The organism is Streptomyces sp. NPDC042259 (genome assembly GCF_055582085.1).
Genome location: NZ_JBVJDW010000001.1, coordinates 356,723 through 372,489 on the forward strand (window position 1 = coordinate 356,723; position 15,767 = coordinate 372,489).

The 15,767-nt window shown below is 72.7% G+C and carries 16 protein-coding genes; 10 read left to right on the plus strand and 6 right to left on the minus strand.

The window, feature by feature from the left end; all coding sequences use genetic code 11:
- Nucleotides 1–134: 134 nt before the first annotated feature.
- Nucleotides 135–350, plus strand: a complete 216-nt coding sequence (locus tag ACZ6MA_RS01635; RefSeq protein WP_469430199.1) for a hypothetical protein — start codon at nucleotides 135–137, stop codon at nucleotides 348–350.
- A gap of 123 nt (nucleotides 351–473) precedes the next feature.
- Entirely contained in the window at nucleotides 474–2,060 is a 1,587-nt protein-coding gene (locus ACZ6MA_RS01640; RefSeq protein WP_469430201.1) for a hypothetical protein, read from the plus strand.
- Between the two features lie 164 nt (nucleotides 2,061–2,224).
- Here ACZ6MA_RS01640 and ACZ6MA_RS01645 read toward each other — a convergent pair whose 3' ends face one another.
- Nucleotides 2,225–2,581 carry a HesB/IscA family protein gene (locus ACZ6MA_RS01645; protein WP_469430203.1) on the minus strand — a complete coding sequence of 119 codons (357 nt, stop codon included), beginning with the start codon at nucleotides 2,579–2,581 and terminating at the stop codon, nucleotides 2,225–2,227.
- Between the two features lie 245 nt (nucleotides 2,582–2,826).
- On the opposite strand from ACZ6MA_RS01645, the gene nadA reads away from it, so the two are divergent.
- Nucleotides 2,827–4,014: a quinolinate synthase NadA gene (gene nadA, locus ACZ6MA_RS01650; RefSeq protein WP_469430204.1), complete on the plus strand. Its 1,188-nt coding sequence runs from the start codon at nucleotides 2,827–2,829 to the stop codon at nucleotides 4,012–4,014.
- A 60-nt stretch (nucleotides 4,015–4,074) separates the two neighbouring features.
- On the opposite strand, the gene ACZ6MA_RS01655 is transcribed toward nadA, so the two are convergent.
- Both ACZ6MA_RS01655 and ACZ6MA_RS01660 read right to left on the minus strand, forming a co-directional pair.
- Nucleotides 4,075–4,779 carry a response regulator gene (locus tag ACZ6MA_RS01655; RefSeq protein WP_469430205.1) on the minus strand — a complete coding sequence of 235 codons (705 nt, stop codon included), beginning with the start codon at nucleotides 4,777–4,779 and terminating at the stop codon, nucleotides 4,075–4,077.
- A gap of 99 nt (nucleotides 4,780–4,878) precedes the next feature.
- The gene (locus ACZ6MA_RS01660) at nucleotides 4,879–6,084 is read right to left on the minus strand and encodes a bifunctional adenosylcobinamide kinase/adenosylcobinamide-phosphate guanylyltransferase (protein ID WP_469430206.1); all 1,206 of its coding nucleotides are present in this window, start codon (nucleotides 6,082–6,084) and stop codon (nucleotides 4,879–4,881) included.
- 130 nt (nucleotides 6,085–6,214) lie between these two features.
- On the opposite strand from ACZ6MA_RS01660, the gene ACZ6MA_RS01665 reads away from it, so the two are divergent.
- The gene (locus ACZ6MA_RS01665; protein WP_469430208.1) at nucleotides 6,215–6,424 is read left to right on the plus strand and encodes a hypothetical protein; all 210 of its coding nucleotides are present in this window, start codon (nucleotides 6,215–6,217) and stop codon (nucleotides 6,422–6,424) included.
- Nucleotides 6,425–6,791: 367 nt separating this feature from the next.
- Here ACZ6MA_RS01665 and ACZ6MA_RS01670 read toward each other — a convergent pair whose 3' ends face one another.
- Nucleotides 6,792–7,544 carry a class I SAM-dependent methyltransferase gene (locus ACZ6MA_RS01670; protein WP_469431160.1) on the minus strand — a complete coding sequence of 251 codons (753 nt, stop codon included), beginning with the start codon at nucleotides 7,542–7,544 and terminating at the stop codon, nucleotides 6,792–6,794.
- Nucleotides 7,545–7,585: 41 nt separating this feature from the next.
- Nucleotides 7,586–8,182, minus strand: a complete 597-nt coding sequence (locus tag ACZ6MA_RS01675) for a DUF3043 domain-containing protein (protein WP_469430209.1) — start codon at nucleotides 8,180–8,182, stop codon at nucleotides 7,586–7,588.
- Between the two features lie 277 nt (nucleotides 8,183–8,459).
- Between ACZ6MA_RS01675 and ACZ6MA_RS01680 the strand changes: the two genes are divergently transcribed.
- From ACZ6MA_RS01680 to ACZ6MA_RS01705, 6 genes are all read left to right on the plus strand, one after another.
- On the plus strand, nucleotides 8,460–9,239 hold the full coding sequence (locus tag ACZ6MA_RS01680; protein WP_469430210.1) for a PspA/IM30 family protein: 780 nt from the start codon (nucleotides 8,460–8,462) through the stop codon (nucleotides 9,237–9,239).
- 39 nt (nucleotides 9,240–9,278) lie between these two features.
- The gene (pspAA, locus tag ACZ6MA_RS01685; RefSeq protein ID WP_469430211.1) at nucleotides 9,279–9,557 is read left to right on the plus strand and encodes a PspA-associated protein PspAA; all 279 of its coding nucleotides are present in this window, start codon (nucleotides 9,279–9,281) and stop codon (nucleotides 9,555–9,557) included.
- Between the two features lie 140 nt (nucleotides 9,558–9,697).
- On the plus strand, nucleotides 9,698–10,978 hold the full coding sequence (locus ACZ6MA_RS01690; protein ID WP_469430213.1) for a sensor histidine kinase: 1,281 nt from the start codon (nucleotides 9,698–9,700) through the stop codon (nucleotides 10,976–10,978).
- Between the two features lie 218 nt (nucleotides 10,979–11,196).
- Nucleotides 11,197–12,243: a nicotinate-nucleotide--dimethylbenzimidazole phosphoribosyltransferase gene (locus tag ACZ6MA_RS01695; protein WP_469430215.1), complete on the plus strand. Its 1,047-nt coding sequence runs from the start codon at nucleotides 11,197–11,199 to the stop codon at nucleotides 12,241–12,243.
- Nucleotides 12,244–12,304: 61 nt separating this feature from the next.
- The gene (locus ACZ6MA_RS01700; RefSeq protein WP_469430216.1) at nucleotides 12,305–14,071 is read left to right on the plus strand and encodes a phosphatidylglycerol lysyltransferase domain-containing protein; all 1,767 of its coding nucleotides are present in this window, start codon (nucleotides 12,305–12,307) and stop codon (nucleotides 14,069–14,071) included.
- A complete protein-coding gene (locus tag ACZ6MA_RS01705) occupies nucleotides 14,068–14,751 on the plus strand; it encodes a hypothetical protein (RefSeq protein WP_469430218.1) in 684 nt (227 codons plus the stop codon). Before ACZ6MA_RS01700 ends, ACZ6MA_RS01705 begins: the two co-directional genes overlap by 4 nt.
- A gap of 236 nt (nucleotides 14,752–14,987) precedes the next feature.
- Here ACZ6MA_RS01705 and ACZ6MA_RS01710 read toward each other — a convergent pair whose 3' ends face one another.
- Nucleotides 14,988–15,728, minus strand: a complete 741-nt coding sequence (locus ACZ6MA_RS01710) for a hypothetical protein (RefSeq protein ID WP_469430220.1) — start codon at nucleotides 15,726–15,728, stop codon at nucleotides 14,988–14,990.
- Between the last annotated feature and the right edge of the window lie 39 nt (nucleotides 15,729–15,767).

Sequence of the window (15,767 nt, forward strand, 5' to 3'; positions counted from 1 at the left end):
AGAAAAACAAGAAGAGCCACACCACGCTACCGGGTCCGGATAGCGTCGCCGCGCTCGTTTCAAGCCACTGAACGGCCAAAATTACCAAATAGTAGGCCTTTCTCCGCGTGCCGCCTGGTGCTTACGGTGCGGGTATGCCGAACCCTGTGAAGGACGTCACTCTCACTTCCGCCGACGACCCCGAGTCGCTGGACGAGCTGCGCGGCTGCTGCGCGGCGATGGCGGCGCACTGGACCGTCTCCGCTCCGGCCCCGGTGGCCACGCCCGTACCGCCCTCGCGCATCCACGGCGTCTCGGTCCCCGTGGCCTCCGCGCGGCTGATCGACGGCATGTCGGACTACGGCGACTGACGGCCCCCGAAGCTCCCTCGAAGGGGCTCGTGGAACCGCTCGCTCCTGTGTTCCGTCCAAGCGGCGTCCCCCTCACGGGGGATGGCGCAGTACACACATTGAGCGGAGCGAAGGAGCGATGTGGTGAGCACCGAAGGCGGCACCCCCGACAGCAAGCGCCAACGGAGGCATTCGCCGTTGGCGGTCGTATCGGTGGCGGCGGCGGTGCTGCTGGCCGGTGGCGGGGGCGCGTACTGGGCCACCACCGCGGCCGACGGCAAGGACACGAGCCCGTCCGGCGGGAACGGCGCTCCGGCGCCGCTCGCCCTGGACGGCTACGGCCGGGCGGGCGGGAGCGGCGGCCCCTCCCGGGGCATCGCGGTGGGTGAGCCGGACCCGAACGGTGCCCGGTACCGGGCCGAGGGGAAGCTGCCCGACGGGCCGCGGACGGCGCCCGTCTACCTGCCGGGGCGCGAGGTCGGCCGGAGCGAGGTGGCGGCCCTGGCGAAGGCGTTGAAGGTGCCGGGCACGCCCACGCTCGACAAGGACGTGTGGCAGGTGGGCGGCGCCCCGGACGCGGCCGGGCCGACCCTCCAGGTGCAGCGGTCCGGGCCGGGCAATTGGTCGTTCTCGCGGTACGGAGTCCCGGGCGGCAAGCCCTGTGTACCGCCGTCGGGCGGCGGGCCGGAGAAGACCGTGGAGCTGTCCGGTGCCGATCCCTCGGGGACGCCGGCGTCGAAGCCGTGCCCGTCCTTCCGGGACGGCGCCCCGGCGCCGTCGGACGATGGTGCGGGGCCGGTGTCCAAGGAGCGGGCCGAGGAAGCCGCCGCCCCCGTGCTGAAGGCGCTGGGGCAGGACGACGCGAAGCTCGACGCGAGCGTGCTCTTCGGGGCCGTGCGGACCGTCACGGCGGAGCCGGTGCTCGGCGGCACGCCCACCTACGGCTGGCAGACCAGCCTGAAGGTCGGTGCCGACGCGCAGCTCGTGGGCGGCAGCGGAACGCTGCAGACCCCGAAGAAGGGCGCCACCTACCCGCTGATCACGGCCGCGGCGGCGCTCAAGGAGCTGAACAAGGGCGGCGGCACCGGCCGGGGCGTCATCGGCGGCTGCGCGTCGGCGGTCCCGCACGGCACGGACCAAACGAACGAGCCGGACGGGAACCGCGCCGGGGAGCCGTCCCCGCCGTGCTCGGAGAAGAGCCTCGGACAGAAGGGGCAGGCGGAGCCCGCGCTCGTGCGCGGGGCGTCGTTCGCGCTGGCCTCGCACGCGGTGAACGGCCGGCAGGCGCTGGTGCCGTCGTGGCTCTTCCGGGTTCAGCAGCCCGGCACGGACAAGGCGGACAAGAAGGGCACCATCATCATCGCCCAGCCGGCGGTGGACCCGAAGTTCATCGCCAAGCCGGCTCCGGCGCCCACGGCGCCCTCCGCTAAGCCGTCCTCCTCGGTGCCGCCGAAGTCCGGGCCGCTGGCGGTGGAGTCCTACACCGTGGACGGCGACAAGCTCACCCTGCGCTTCTGGGGCGGGGTCTGCAGTGACTTCTCCGCCTCCGCCGAGGAGTCCTCGGACGAGGTGAAGGTGAAGGTCACGGGCGCGGAGAAGGAACCGGGCAAGGTCTGCGTGATGATGGCGAAGTCGTTCGAGAAGACGGTGACGCTGGACGAGCCGCTGGACGACCGGAAGGTCGTGGACACCAAGAGCGGCGACGCCCTGGCGGAGAAGCCGGCGAAGTGACACCGGCCGGCCGATATGCGTGAAGGCGGCGCCCCCCGGTCTCGGAGGGCGCCGCCTTCACGCATACAGCCAGGATCATGGCCGCGGACCTGCATCAAGCCCCTCGGGGTACCTCCCAGCGGTAGCTGGGGGAGCTTGAGGACGCGCCCGTCAGCCGACAGGCCCTAGTTGAACGAGTCACCACAGGCGCAGGAGCCCGTGGCGTTCGGGTTGTCGATGGTGAAGCCCTGCTTCTCGATCGTGTCGACGAAGTCGATGGAGGCGCCGCCCAGGTACGGGGCGCTCATCCGGTCGGTGACGACCTTGACGCCGTCGAAGTCCTTGACCACGTCACCGTCGAGCGAACGCTCGTCGAAGAAGAGCTGGTAGCGCAGGCCGGAGCAGCCGCCGGGCTGAACGGCGACGCGCAGCGCGAGGTCGTCGCGGCCTTCCTGCTCCAGCAGGCCCTTGACCTTGGCGGCGGCGGCGTCGGACAGGAGGATGCCGTCGCTCACAGTGGTCTTCTCGTCCTGAACGGACATCTGCTTCACTCCCGGGTTTGGTGCGGACTGCTTGCCGTCGGCTGCAACCGGCGAGGCCGCGGATTCATTCCGGGCCTGGACTTGTGACTTCCGTCTTTCATGCTCGCACACAGCCCACCGGATCGGGAATGCGTCACATCGACACGATCGTCATCGTCAAACTGACGTGAAGCAGTTATGATAGATAGCGTCAACTTGACGACAAGGCCGGATCGGCCGTCCGCAGAACAGAAAGGGTGCGTGTCGTGACCACCGCCCAGCCCTTGGATGTCCAGGCTCCTTCTCTTTCCCCCCTCGCCCTCCTGCTCCTCGGACGCGAGTCCGACCCCCGGAGCGAGCGCGGTGTGGAGTGCCCCGGCGACCTGCCGGCGGCGTCCGACCCGGACCTGGTGGAACGCGCCCGCGCGGCCAAGGCGAAGCTCGGCAGCAAGGTCTTCGTGCTCGGCCACCACTACCAGCGTGACGAGGTCATCGAGTTCGCGGACGTGACCGGGGACTCCTTCAAGCTCGCGCGCGACGCGGCCGCCCGGCCCGACGCCGAGTACATCGTCTTCTGCGGTGTGCACTTCATGGCCGAGTCCGCGGACATCCTGACCACGGCCGACCAGCAGGTCGTCCTGCCGGACCTGGCCGCGGGCTGCTCGATGGCCGACATGGCCACCGCCGAGCAGGTCGCCGAGTGCTGGGACGTGCTCGCCGAGGCCGGCATAGCGGACGTGACCGTCCCCGTCTCGTACATGAACTCCTCCGCCGACATCAAGGCCTTCACCGGCAAGCACGGCGGCACGATCTGCACCTCCTCCAACGCCGAGCGGGCCCTGAACTGGGCGTTCGAGCAGGGGGAGAAGGTCCTCTTCCTGCCGGACCAGCACCTGGGCCGCAACACGGCCGTCCGCGACATGGGAATGTCCCTGGACGACTGCGTCCTGTACAACCCGCACAAGCCGAACGGCGGTCTGACCGTCGAGGAGCTGCGCGCGGCGAAGATGATCCTCTGGCGCGGCCACTGCTCGGTGCACGGCCGCTTCTCGCTGGACTCCGTCAACGACGTGCGCGAGCGCATCCCGGGCGTCAACGTCCTGGTGCACCCCGAGTGCCGGCACGAGGTCGTGGCCGCGGCGGACTACGTCGGCTCGACGGAGTACATCATCAAGACCCTGGAGGCCGCCCCGGCCGGGTCGAAGTGGGCCATCGGCACCGAACTCAACCTGGTCCGCCGGCTCGCGAACCGTTTCGCCGACCAGGGCAAGGAGATCGTCTTCCTCGACAAGACGGTCTGCTTCTGCTCGACCATGAACCGGATCGACCTTCCGCACCTCGTGTGGGCGCTGGAGTCGCTGGCGGACGGCAAGGTCGTGAACCGGATCGAGGTCGACCCCGAGGTCGCGAGCTTCTCCAAGCTGGCCCTGGAGCGGATGCTGGCGCTGCCGTAACGGTCTCGTGGGCCCGCACCACCGCTGCGCGGCGGTGGTGCGGGCCCGGAGCACGGCCCTTCAGTCGCCCCTCGGGCGCACCAGCCCGGTCTCGTAGGCGATCACCACCAGCTGGGCCCGGTCGCGGGCGCCGAGCTTGGCCATCGCACGGTTGACGTGCGTCTTGACCGTCAGCGGGCTGACCGCCAGCCGCTCGCCGATCTCGTCGTTGGACAGCCCGCCCGCCACCTGGACCAGCACCTCGCGCTCCCGCCCGGTGAGCACGTCCAGCCGCACGGCGGGACCGGCCGAGTCCTCGTGCGCCCCGCCCTGCGCCAGGAACTTCGCGATCAGTCCCTTCGTCGCGGCGGGTGACAGCAGTGCCTCCCCCGCCGCCGCGATCCTGATCGCCGCCAGCAGCTCCTCCGGCTCCGCGCCCTTGCCGAGGAACCCCGAGGCACCCGCGCGCAGCGACCGCACCACGTACTCGTCGACCTCGAAGGTCGTCAGCATCACCACCCGCACCTCCGCGAGCCGGGGGTCGGAGCAGATGGCGCGGGTCGCGGCGAGGCCGTCGGTGCCGGGCATCCGGATGTCCATCAGGACCACGTCGGGCGCCTGGGCGCGGGCGAGTTCGAGCGCCTGGGCCCCGTCCGCGGCCTCCCCCACCACCTCCATGTCCGGCTCCGAGTCCACCAGCACCCGGAACGCGCTGCGCAGCAGTGCCTGGTCGTCGGCGAGAAGGACGCGGATGGGGTCGGGCCGCTCTCCGCTGGGCACAGTCATGCGCACAGCGTACGCAGCGGCGAAGCCGTCAGTTGCCCGGTCGCCGGGCGGAGTTGGGCGGAGCCGGGGGAAGCGAGGATGGTCGAGGGGGGCGAGGGCTCAGCCGCGCAGCGGCAGCGCCTGGCCCGCCACCACCAGCAGGACGTGTTCGCACTCCGCCGCCACCGCCGTGTTCAGCCGGCCGAGTTCGTCGCGGAAACGCCGGCCGGAAGCGGTGGCCGGGACGACGCCGGAGCCGGCCTCGTTGCTCACCAGGACGACCGTGCGCGAGGTGGCGCGGACGGCCGCCGCCAGCTCCGCGACGCGCTTGGCCAGGGCCCGCGCGCCGCCGTTGGCCCAGACGGCGTCGTCCCAGGCCCCCACGGAGTCCATCGCGTCGGTCAGCCACAGCCCGAGACAGTCGATCAGCAGCGCCGGGCCGTCCTGCGCCAGCAGCGGCACCAGGTCGCAGGTCTCGGCGGTCCGCCAGGAGCCCGGCCGGCGTTCGCGGTGCAGGGCGATGCGGGCCGCCCACTCCCGGTCGCCCTCGCGGGTGCCGCCGGTGGCGACGTAGACCACGTCGGGAAGGCCCTCCAGCCGCCGTTCGGCCTCCACCGACTTGCCCGACCGGGCTCCGCCCAGCACCAGCGTCCGCCGGGGCAGGTCCGGCACCGCGTGGTAGTCGCCCACCACGAGCGTCGTGCCGTCCGGCACGGTCCGCGCCCCCAGCGCCGCCAGCCTGCGGTGCAGCTCGCGGCCCGGCGGTACGTCGTGGTCGAGGTGGACGGCGAGCACGTCCGTCGTCGCGCCGACCGACCCCGTCTCCCGCAGCCGGGCCAGGGCGTCCGGCCGGCCCAGGACGTCGAGCAGCACCATGTCGTAGGGGCCCGGGGCGCCGGGTGCCGCGAGCCCGGCCGGGGAGGCGCCCGGCGGCAGATAGAGCAGCCGCTCGCCCTCCGGACCGGTCACCTCGTATCCGGTGCCCGGCGCGTCCACGGCCATCGCCCGCACCCGGTGCCCGCTGATCACCGCCAGCTCCCGCCCGTCCGGCACCCGCCCCGGCGCGGGCAGCCCGGCGGGGAACTCCACGGCGGGCCCGTCGTGCGGGTGCGAGAGCAGCACCTGCCGCACCCCCGCGATCGACCGCCCCGCCCGGGCCGCGGCGAAGGCGGGCCCCGGGGTGAGGTCCAGGAGCAGCGCGCCGTCGACGAGGACCGCGGTCGCGGCACGCGCCTCGTCGCCGACGGCGGTGGCGCAGGAGGCGCAGGGGCAGCCGGGGCGCGGCAGCCCGTCGGGGGCTCCGGTGCCGAGCAGAGTCAGTTCCACAGCACGATCGTCTCGCGTCCCCGCGCGCCGGGCGCGCGGGGCTCACCCTTTCACGTCCTTCACAGACCGTTAGGCTGCGCTGCACAGCACGTGGCACTTGAGGTACGCAGGCAGAACTCAGGAGGCGGACATGGTGTGGTCATGGCGGTTCGAGAAGTCCGACGGGACGGAGACGACGCCCGCGGTGGAGCCGGAGGAGTTCACCACGCAAGGGGACGCGGAGTCCTGGATCGGCGAGGTCTGGAAGGAACTGCTCGACGGCGGCGCGGAGCGCGTCACTCTCTTCGAGGACGACACGAAGATCTACGAAATGAGCCTGCGCGCGGCCACGGAGGCCTGACCGGCTGCCACCGGGTGCCGTGGGCTACGGGTCGAGCCAACGGCACCCTTGCGCTGCGCGCGCGGCGGGGTCCTCGCCGGACGGGCTGGTGACGTGGCTGCTGTTCCTGTGTCCTCAATCGCCGGACGGGCTTGGTGTGCGGTGTCCTCAAACGCCGGACGGGCTTGATTGGCTGAGGCCGCCGCCATCAGCTCGTCCGGGCTGATGGCGGCTGAGGCCGACCAAATCAAGCCCGTCCGGCGATTGAGGACGCGCCCGCAGGGCGCCTGCCGCCGCAGGCGGCCAAGACGGCCCGCAGCCGACAAACCGCCGGCCAGGCGAGAGGCGCCCGCCGCCGCAGGCGGCAACGCAGACGAAGTCGCGACGACTACCCCCGCACCCCGCACAGATGCAGCAGCGCCGCCACCCGCCGGTACGGATCCGTGCGGCCGGCGCGGTCCTCCGCGGTCAGGATCCGGGCGAGTTCCCCCGCGGAAGGCGGCCGGCGATCGTCCGGCGCCTGGTCGGTGAAGACGCGCACGCCGTACCAGGTGTGCAGCGGTGCGCCGATCCCGGCCAGGGTCGCCGTCAGGGTCTCCAGCCGGTCGGCGCGGGCGGACAGACCGATCCGGTTGGTGTAGGCGGGCGAGTCGAAGGCCGCCAGGCAGCTTTCCCAGTCCCCGCTCAGCCCCGGGCGCAGCGCGAGCGCGTCCGCGTTGCGCACGACCAGCGAGAGCAGGCCGTCCGGCGCGAGGACCCGGGCGAGCCCGGCGAGCATGGGGTCCGGTTCCGGTACGTACATCAGGACGCCGTGGCAGAGCACGACGTCGAAGGTCCCGGGAAGGAAGTGCGCGCCGGTGTTCCGGCCGTCGCCCTCGATGAGCCGGACCCGGGCGCGGATGCCCTCGGGTTCGGCCGCCAGGGCGGTGCGGACCGCGGCCACCATGCGCGGGTCGGACTCCAGGCCCGTGACCTCATGGCCGGCGCGGGCCAGCCGCAGGGCCTGCGTGCCCTGGCCGAGGCCGACGTCGAGCACGCGCAGCCGTCGCCCGACCGGGAACCGGGCCGCTATCTGTTCGTCCAGCTGCCGGGCGACCAGCTCTTGGCGGACGGTGTTCCGTAACCCGCCGAGACCGCTCAGCCAGCCGGGCGCACCGCCACCGAAGCCCGACGCCAGGGCGCTCAGGGCCGCTCCCCGCGCTTGACCTTCGGCTTCGGCAGCCGCAGTCGGCGCATCTGGAGCGTACGCATCAGGGCGTACGGCACCGCGCCGCGCAGGTTCTCGTCGGGGAAGCGCCGCTTGAGGGCGCGCTTGAGGCCGATGGCCGTGATCACGGAATTGATCACGATCAGCAGGATCACGACGAGCCACAGCAGCAGCACGAGCGACTGGAAGTCACCCTTGTTGATCATGCTCAGGATCAGGATCAGCACGGCGAGCGGCAGGAAGAACTCCGCCACGGAGTACCGCGAGTCCACGAAGTCGCGCGCGAAACGGCGGATCGGGCCCTTGTCGCGGGCGGGCAGGAAGCGCTCGTCCCCGCTGGCGAGGGCCTCGCGCTGCTTGGCCAGGTCCACGCGCCGGGCCTCGCGCTGACGCTTGGCGGCGTCCTTGCGGTTGACCGGCGTACCGGCCAGGCTGCGGCGCTGCGACGTGGCCTCGCTGCGCTTGGGGGTGGGGCGGCCCTTGGGGGCCTGCGGGTCACGGGGCTGCTGGGGCTGGTCCGCGGTCACCTTGGCGGCGGCGGCCTGCTCATCCTTCGAACGGCTTCGGAACACAAAACCCAAGGGTACGGGTATCCCGGTGGGTACCCCAGCCCCCATGGGAACGATCCGGCAACGGCGGGCCCCGCGCCGGACGGCCCCGGCCGCTTCCCGGGGGCACGTCTACTCCTTGCGCCGGAGGCCGGCGACCTTGTGATCGTCCTGGAGGAGGAGCGCATCCGGGCCCGAACAGTGCGGTAATGGAAGCAGGGCCCGTACTGTGGGTTCCGAGAGATGTGCTGGAGCCGAAAAGTCCGTCAGAAGGGGGCGCGCGAGGCCCATGAGCGGTGTCATGAAGCGTATGGGGATGATTTTCCGCGCGAAGGCCAACAAGGCCCTGGACCGGGCCGAGGATCCGCGCGAGACCCTTGACTACTCGTACCAGAAGCAGCTGGAACTGCTGCAGAAGGTGCGCCGCGGGGTCGCCGACGTGGCGACGTCCCGCAAGCGTCTGGAACTCCAGCTGAACCAGCTGCAGGGCCAGTCGTCCAAGCTGGAGGACCAGGGCCGCAAGGCGCTGGCGCTCGGCCGTGAGGACCTGGCGCGGGAAGCGCTGTCCCGGCGGGCCGCGCTGCAGCAGCAGGTCAGCGATCTGGAGACGCAGCACCAGACCCTCCAGGGCGAGGAGGAGAAGCTCACCCTCGCCGCGCAGCGTCTGCAGGCCAAGGTCGACGCCTTCCGCACGAAGAAGGAGACCATCAAGGCCACCTACACCGCCGCCCAGGCCCAGACCCGCATCGGTGAGGCCTTCTCGGGCATCTCCGAGGAGATGGGCGACGTCGGCATGGCCATCCAGCGTGCCGAGGACAAGACGCAGCAGATGCAGGCGCGTGCCGGTGCCATCGACGAGCTGCTCGCCTCGGGCGCCCTCGACGACCCGACGGGCACGGCCAAGGACGACATCACCGCCGAGCTGGACCGTCTCTCGGGCGGCTCGGACGTGGAGCTGGAGCTCCAGCGCATGAAGGCGGAGCTGGCGGGCGGCAGCGGCGCCGGGCAGCAGGCCATCGAGGGCGGCGCGGCCGGCCGCCCCCAGACGACCCAGGACCAGCCGCGGTTCGACAAGCAGTAGGCACCCGGTAAGCACCGCACCCGACCGAGGGAGACCGTCATGATCGTACGGATCATGGGGGAAGGGCAGCTGAGGCTGGCCGACAGTCACTTCGCCGAGCTGAACAAGCTCGACGACGAGCTGCTCGAGGAGATGGAGGGCGGTGACGAGGAGGGCTTCCGCCGCACGCTCGGCACCCTGCTCGACGCCGTGCGCCGACTGGGCGAGCCGCTGCCCGACGACGCCCTCGAACCCTCCGAGCTGATCCTGCCCGCGCCCGACGCCGCCCTGTCGGAGGTGCGCGCCATGCTCGGCGACGACGGTCTCATCCCCGGCTGACCGCCCGGCTCCCCGGTCGGCCCCGGCACACTCCAGCACCGCCGCGCCCCCGTCCCCTTCCCGGGGACGGGGGCGCGGCGGGCTCGGGCCGGGAACACCCGACGGCGGTGCCGGCCGCGCCCGGCACCAGGCATCTCCCGATGGGACCTTCGATGACCGCCCTCGCCACCACAGGTCTCGCCCGCCCGCACCGCTGGCTGCGCGGGCACCCCTTCGCCGCCGACACGGCCCTGGCCACCGCCGTTCTCGCGATCGTCCTCCTCGGCGCGTACGTCGGCCCGCACGCCGCGGCGCACCGGCCGGGGCCCTGGTTCGTCCTGATGTCGCTGTGTGCCTGCGCCGGCCTCGTCCTGCGCCGGCCGATGCCGCGTGCCGTGCTCGCCTTCACCAGTGCGCTCACCCTCCTGGAGACCGTCACCAGCGGCGACGACCCGCCGCACACCCAGATCGCGCTGACGGCCGCGGTGGCCCTCTACACCGTCGCGGCCCGCACCGACCGGCCCACCGCGTGGCGGATCGCCGCCGTGACCGTCGCCGTGCTCACCGGCACCGTCATGCTCTTCGGTGTCCGCCCCTGGTACGCGCAGGAGAACCTCGGCCTGTTCGCCTGGACCGGCATGGCGGCCGCCGCGGGCGACGCCGTCCGCAGCCGGCGGGCCTTCGTCGCGGCGATCGAGGAGCGGGCCGAGCGGGCCGAGCGCACCCGCGAGGAGGAGGCCCGCCGCCGGGTGGCCGAGGAGCGGCTGCGCATCGCCCGGGAGCTGCACGACGTCGTCGCCCATCACATCGCGCTGGTCAATGTGCAGGCCGGGGTCGCCGCGCACATCATGGACAGCCGCCCCGAGCAGGCGAAGGAGGCCCTCGCGCACGTCCGCGAGGCCAGCCGCTCGGCCCTGGGGGAACTGCGCGCCACCGTGGGTCTGCTGCGCCAGTACGGCGACCCGGAGGCTCCCACCGAGCCGGCCCCCGGCCTGGGCGTCCTGGACCAGCTCGTCGACGGGTTCGCCCGGGTGGGGCTGCGCGTCGAGATCGTGGCGGCCTCCACCCTGCCCGACGGCCCGGGCGCCGCCACCGGGGCGGCCGGGGCGGCGGACGTCGTCGGGCCGCTGCCCGCCGCCGTGGACCTGGCCGCCTACCGGGTGCTCCAGGAAGCCCTGACCAACGTCCGCAAACACGCGGGCCCCGGCGCCCGCGCCGAGGTCGCCCTGCTGCGGGCCCCGGACTGCCTCCAGCTGACCGTCCTCGACGACGGCGCCGGCCGCACCGGCGCGGACCCGGACACCGGGGGCCACGGCCTGATCGGCATGCGCGAGCGCGCGGCCGCCCTCGGCGGCACCTGCGAGGCGGGCCCCCGCGCCGGCGGTACCCCTGGCTTCCGGGTCAGAGCGTCCCTCCCGGTACGGCCGGCGGCGGGGGTCTAGGCCGTGTCCGGCCGGCCTTGCCGCCTGCGGCGGCTGAGCGCCCTGCGGGCGCGTCCTCAATCGCCGGACGGGCTTGATTCAAGCCCGTCCGGCGATTGAGGACACAAGCACAGCAGCCCGTCCGGCGATTGAGGACACCACCACAGGACACCCGCCGCGCAGCGAAGGGGCACCCGCCACGGCCCGCAGAGCCAAAGGCGACCGGTAGTGTTCGACGGATGAGCGGTCTGAATCTGGATGACTTCGCCACGCTGATCGAGCGGCCCGACTCCGGCGTGCGGCGGGACGCCGAGGAACGACGGGAGCGGACCGGCCCGCGGCCGGGGTCGCTGGGGCGGCTGGACGAGCTGGGCGAGTGGCTCGCCGCCGCGCAGGGGGCCGTGCCCGTCAAGCCTGTCGAGCGGGCCAGGCTGCTGGTCTTCGCCGGTGACCACGGGGTCGCCGCGCTGGGGGTGTCCGGCGGCCCGGCGGACGGTGCCGTCGGTCTCGTGCGGGCCGCCCTGGCCGGCGAGAGCAGCGCCGCGATCCTGGCCCGGCGGCTGGGCGCGGGGCTGCGGGTGATCGACATGTCGCTCGACTGCGACCCGGCCGAGCTGCCCGAGGACGTGACCCGCCACCGGGTGCGGCGCGGCTCGGGCCGGATCGACATCGAGGACGCGCTGACCGCCGAGGAGGCGGAGGCCGCGTTCCGTGCCGGGACGGCGATCGCCGACGAGGAGGCCGACTCCGGCACCGACCTCGTCGTGCTGGGCGACCTGAGCGTCGGCGGCACCACGGCCGCCGGCACCCTGATCGCCGCGCTGTGCGGCACCGACGCCTCCGTGGTCACCGGCCGCGGCGGCGCGGGCATCGACGACCTGGCGTGGATGCGCAAGTGCGCCGCGATCCGGGACGCGCTGCGCCGGGCCCGGCCGGTCCTCGGCGACCAGCTGGAGCTGCTGGCCGCGAGCGGCGGCGCGGACCTCGCGGCGATCACCGGCTTCCTGCTGCAGAGCGCCGTGCGGCGCACCCCGGTCATCCTCGACGGAGTCGTCTCCGCGGCGTGTGCCCTGGTCGCCCAGCGGGTGGCCTTCCGGGCCCCCGACTGGTGGCTGGCGGGGCAGGCGAGCGGCGATCCGGCCCAGGCGAAGGCACTGGACCGGATGGCGCTCAACCCTTTGCTGGATCACGGCGTCAGTGTGGGCGAGGGGACAGGGGCGCTGCTCGCTCTGCCATTGGTGCAGGCGGCCGCGGCCCTGGCGGCGGAATTTCCCGAGCGCACTTGACCGACCTCGTCGTCGCGCTTCGGACTTCCCCGTAGAAGGTGCCCCCATATGCTCACTTTTCATGGGAGAAGTCCGCGTGACTCCGGAGGAAGGCGCCCTCAACAGGGCCTGGTCACGACGCGCCGCCGCGTTCGCGGTCTGGTACCTGCGTGCCGTGACGTTCGTCAATCTGCTCAGCGCGGTCTGGGTGTCGTTCGGCGCGGACATCCGCCGGCACAACGTCGAGGAGTTCTTCACTCCCTATCTGCTGACGGCGGGCTTCGCGTCGGCGCTGTGGTCGTTCGTCATGGCGGTCACCCTGCGTCGGCGCAAGCGCGCCTCGTGGATCCTGAACCTCGTGCTGTCCGGGCTGCTGCTGGTGATCCTGGCGTTCGCCATGTTCTTCCGGGAGTTCAACCGGCACCCGCTGAACTGGTTCTCGCTGGTGGCGACCGCGTTGTTCGTCGTGGCGCTGCTGGTGGGCCGCCGCGAGTTCTACGCCAAGGGCGACCGGGCCAACCCCAAGCTCGCCTCGGCCGTCGCGGCCGGCGGGCTGCTGGTCACCTCGCTGGTCGCCGCGCTGCTGGTCACCGCCACCAACCAGGCGACCGACGACTACCGCTCGACCTTCCTCGACCGCTGGCACTACGGCATCATGCGGCTGGTGTCGCTGGCCGCCGACGACACCCGGTACCGGGGCATCTCCATCCCCGGCTGGGTCGACGTCTTCATCAACGTGATGAGCATGGTCCTGCTGCTCCTCGTGGTCTTCGCGGCCTTCCGCGCCCGCCGCGCCACCGACCCGCTCACCCCCGAGGACGAGGCGCGGCTGCGCGCCCTGCTCGACAGGCACGGTGACCGCGACTCGCTGGGCTACTTCGCGCTGCGCCGCGAGAAGAGCGTCATCTGGTCCCCCACCGGCAAGGCCGCCGTCACCTACCGCGTCGTAGGCGGGGTGTCCCTGGCCTCCGGCGACCCGATCGGCGACCCCGAGGCCTGGCCCGGCGCCATCGAGCCGTGGCTGACCGAGGCCCGGGAGCACGGCTGGATCCCGGCCGTGATGGGCGCGAGCGAGGAGGCCGGCACGATCTACGCCCGGCACGGTCTGGACGCCCTGGAGATCGGTGACGAGGCCATCGTGGAGACCGCCGAGTTCACCCTCGACGGGAGGGCGATGCGCACGGTCCGCCAGGCGTTCAACCGCGTCAAGCGCGCCGGTTACACCGTCCGGATCCGGCGGCACGAGGACATCCCCGAGGCGGAGATGGCCGAGCTGCTGGCCCGCGCCGACGACTGGCGCGACGGGGAGACCGAGCGCGGCTTCTCCATGGCCCTGGGCCGGCTCGGCGACCCCGACGACGGGCGCTGCGTGATGCTGGAGTGCCACGACGGCGACGGTGCGCTGCGCGCGGTGCTCAGCTTCGTGCCGTGGGGGCCCAAGGGCCTGTCGCTCGATCTCATGCGGCGTGACCGGGACTCCGAGAACGGCCTGATGGAGTTCATGGTCATCGAGCTGCTCCAGCAGGCCGAGGAGCTGGGCATCGCCCAGGTGTCGCTGAACTTCGCGATGTTCCGCTCGGTCTTCGAGCGCGGCTCGAAGCTCGGGGCGGGCCCGGTGCTGCGGGCGTGGCGCTCGCTGCTCAGCTTCTTCTCCCGCTGGTGGCAGATCGAGTCGCTCTACCGAGCAAATGCGAAGTACCGCCCCATCTGGGAACCTCGGTTCATGCTGTTCGAGAAGAGCAGTGACTTGCTGCGGATCGGTGTCTCCAGTGCCCGCGCCGAGGGCTTCCTGGAGGCTCCCGGCCTCCCGAAGTGGCTCAACCGCAAGCATTTGGAGAGCCGGCGATGAACCGCGCGGCGCTGCGTCGCGCCGCGCGCACCGAGTGGGGCCCGCTGGCCGGCACCGTGTGGCACGCGGTCACGGCCAAGCGGCTCGGGGCCGTCCCCATGACCTTGGCGGCCGTGGCCCTCACCGCCCTCTTCCAGATCGTCCAGAACCAGCCCTGGGGCTTCGAGCCGGTGCAGAAGCTCGGCTCGGTGCAGGCGCGGCTGCCGTGGTGGCTGGCGCTGCTGCGCACGCCCCTGTCGCTGTTCGTCCCGGCACTGGACCTGCCGGTGTGGGGGGCGCTGGCCCAGGTGCTGCTCGTGTTCGGCATCGCCGAGATCGCCCTCGGCAAGTGGCGGACGCTGGCCGTCGCGTACGTGGCCACCCTGGCCGGCACGATGTACGCCCGGCTGGCCATCCACATCGGCCCCGACTCCGTCCTCGGTCTGCCGCCGGAGGCGGCCAAGGTCATCGACACCGGCCCGTCGGCGGCGGTCGTCGGGCTCGCGGTGTACGTCACCTGGCGCTACCGCGCCTGGGTCAGCTGTGCGCTGGTGGTGCTCGCCATGGTGGGCGAGGCCGTCCTCAAGCCCAACCTGGCGGGCAAGGAGCATGTGGCGGCCATGGCCGCGATGCTGGCGCTGTGCCTCACGGAAGCGGCGCTGCGGCGCCGCAAGCCGCGCCGGGACCGCTACCGGGGTTAGGTCACGGCCGCATGTGCCGCCTGCGGCGGCGAGCGCCTCTCGCCTGGCCGGCGATTCTCGGCTACGGCCGCATGTGCCGCCTGCGGCGGCAGAGCGCCCTGCGGGCGCGTCCTCAATCGCCGGACGGGCTTAATTTAAGCCCGTCCGGCGATTGAGGACACAGCGCAGCAGCCCGTCCGGCGGCGGAGGTGCGCACGCCACGGGCCGCAGCGCCCGCCGGCAAGGCCAAGGCCCGCTCAACGGTCCGGGGCGCCCGCCACCAGGTCGTGCAGGCGGTTGCGCACCGCTTCCCAGCGGGCGTCGTGCCGCATGGCGCGGGCGCGGGCCCTGGCCCGGGCCCGGCGGCGGTGGCGGTAGCAGTGCCGGGCCCACGGTGAGCCCGGCCGGGCCAGCCGCACCGCGCCGACGATCGCGACGAACGGCACCAGCACCCCGATCAGGGCGATCCGCGGTTTGCCCTTGACCAGGGCGAACAGGGAGATCAGGAAGTTGACGCCGACGGTGGTCCCCACGATGCCGCGGTTGTGCAGCTCGTCCGGGGTCAGCTCGTTCACCCCGAACGGTGAGGAACCGGCGAGTACCAGCCCCACCAGGGCCGCCGTCAGCACCACGAGTTCGACGCTCTTGCGGCCCTGTTCCGTCCAGTACACGTCGTCCAGGTGCAGGATCAGCGCGAACTCGTCCAGCACCAGCCCGGCGCCGGAGCCGAAGAGCACGGCGCACAGCGCCGCCGCGAAGCCGTGCCGGCCGGTGCCGACCGCGCCGAAGCCGCCGACGACCATCATGACGACGCCCGGCACGACGTGGTGGACGTGCAGACCGCTGCCGGCGCTGACGTTGCGGAAGGGGCCCTTGCCGGCCCGGATCAGCCGGGTGATGACACGGGTGACCAGGAAGGTCAGCACGAACGCGGTGAGCGCCAGCAGCAGCGGCAGCTTGCCCGGTTCGACGATGTTGCGACCCAACCAGTGACCCATGATTCCCGCTCCCGATCCGTGCCCTCCGGGCAACCTACT

What these genes read in the sequence shown, in the direction of transcription:
- ACZ6MA_RS01655 (WP_469430205.1), bottom strand. Translation starts at nt 4,779, where the DNA reads ATGACTGTGCCCAGCGGAGAGCGGCCCGACCCCATCCGCGTCCTTCTC.
- ACZ6MA_RS01635 (WP_469430199.1), top strand. Translation starts at nt 135, where the DNA reads ATGCCGAACCCTGTGAAGGACGTCACTCTCACTTCCGCCGACGACCCC.
- pspAA (WP_469430211.1), top strand. Translation starts at nt 9,279, where the DNA reads ATGATCGTACGGATCATGGGGGAAGGGCAGCTGAGGCTGGCCGACAGT.
- ACZ6MA_RS01645 (WP_469430203.1), bottom strand. Translation starts at nt 2,581, where the DNA reads ATGTCCGTTCAGGACGAGAAGACCACTGTGAGCGACGGCATCCTCCTG.
- ACZ6MA_RS01695 (WP_469430215.1), top strand. Translation starts at nt 11,197, where the DNA reads ATGAGCGGTCTGAATCTGGATGACTTCGCCACGCTGATCGAGCGGCCC.
- ACZ6MA_RS01710 (WP_469430220.1), bottom strand. Translation starts at nt 15,728, where the DNA reads ATGGGTCACTGGTTGGGTCGCAACATCGTCGAACCGGGCAAGCTGCCG.
- ACZ6MA_RS01680 (WP_469430210.1), top strand. Translation starts at nt 8,460, where the DNA reads ATGAAGCGTATGGGGATGATTTTCCGCGCGAAGGCCAACAAGGCCCTG.
- ACZ6MA_RS01700 (WP_469430216.1), top strand. Translation starts at nt 12,305, where the DNA reads ATGGGAGAAGTCCGCGTGACTCCGGAGGAAGGCGCCCTCAACAGGGCC.
- ACZ6MA_RS01665 (WP_469430208.1), top strand. Translation starts at nt 6,215, where the DNA reads ATGGTGTGGTCATGGCGGTTCGAGAAGTCCGACGGGACGGAGACGACG.
- ACZ6MA_RS01705 (WP_469430218.1), top strand. Translation starts at nt 14,068, where the DNA reads ATGAACCGCGCGGCGCTGCGTCGCGCCGCGCGCACCGAGTGGGGCCCG.
- ACZ6MA_RS01690 (WP_469430213.1), top strand. Translation starts at nt 9,698, where the DNA reads ATGGGACCTTCGATGACCGCCCTCGCCACCACAGGTCTCGCCCGCCCG.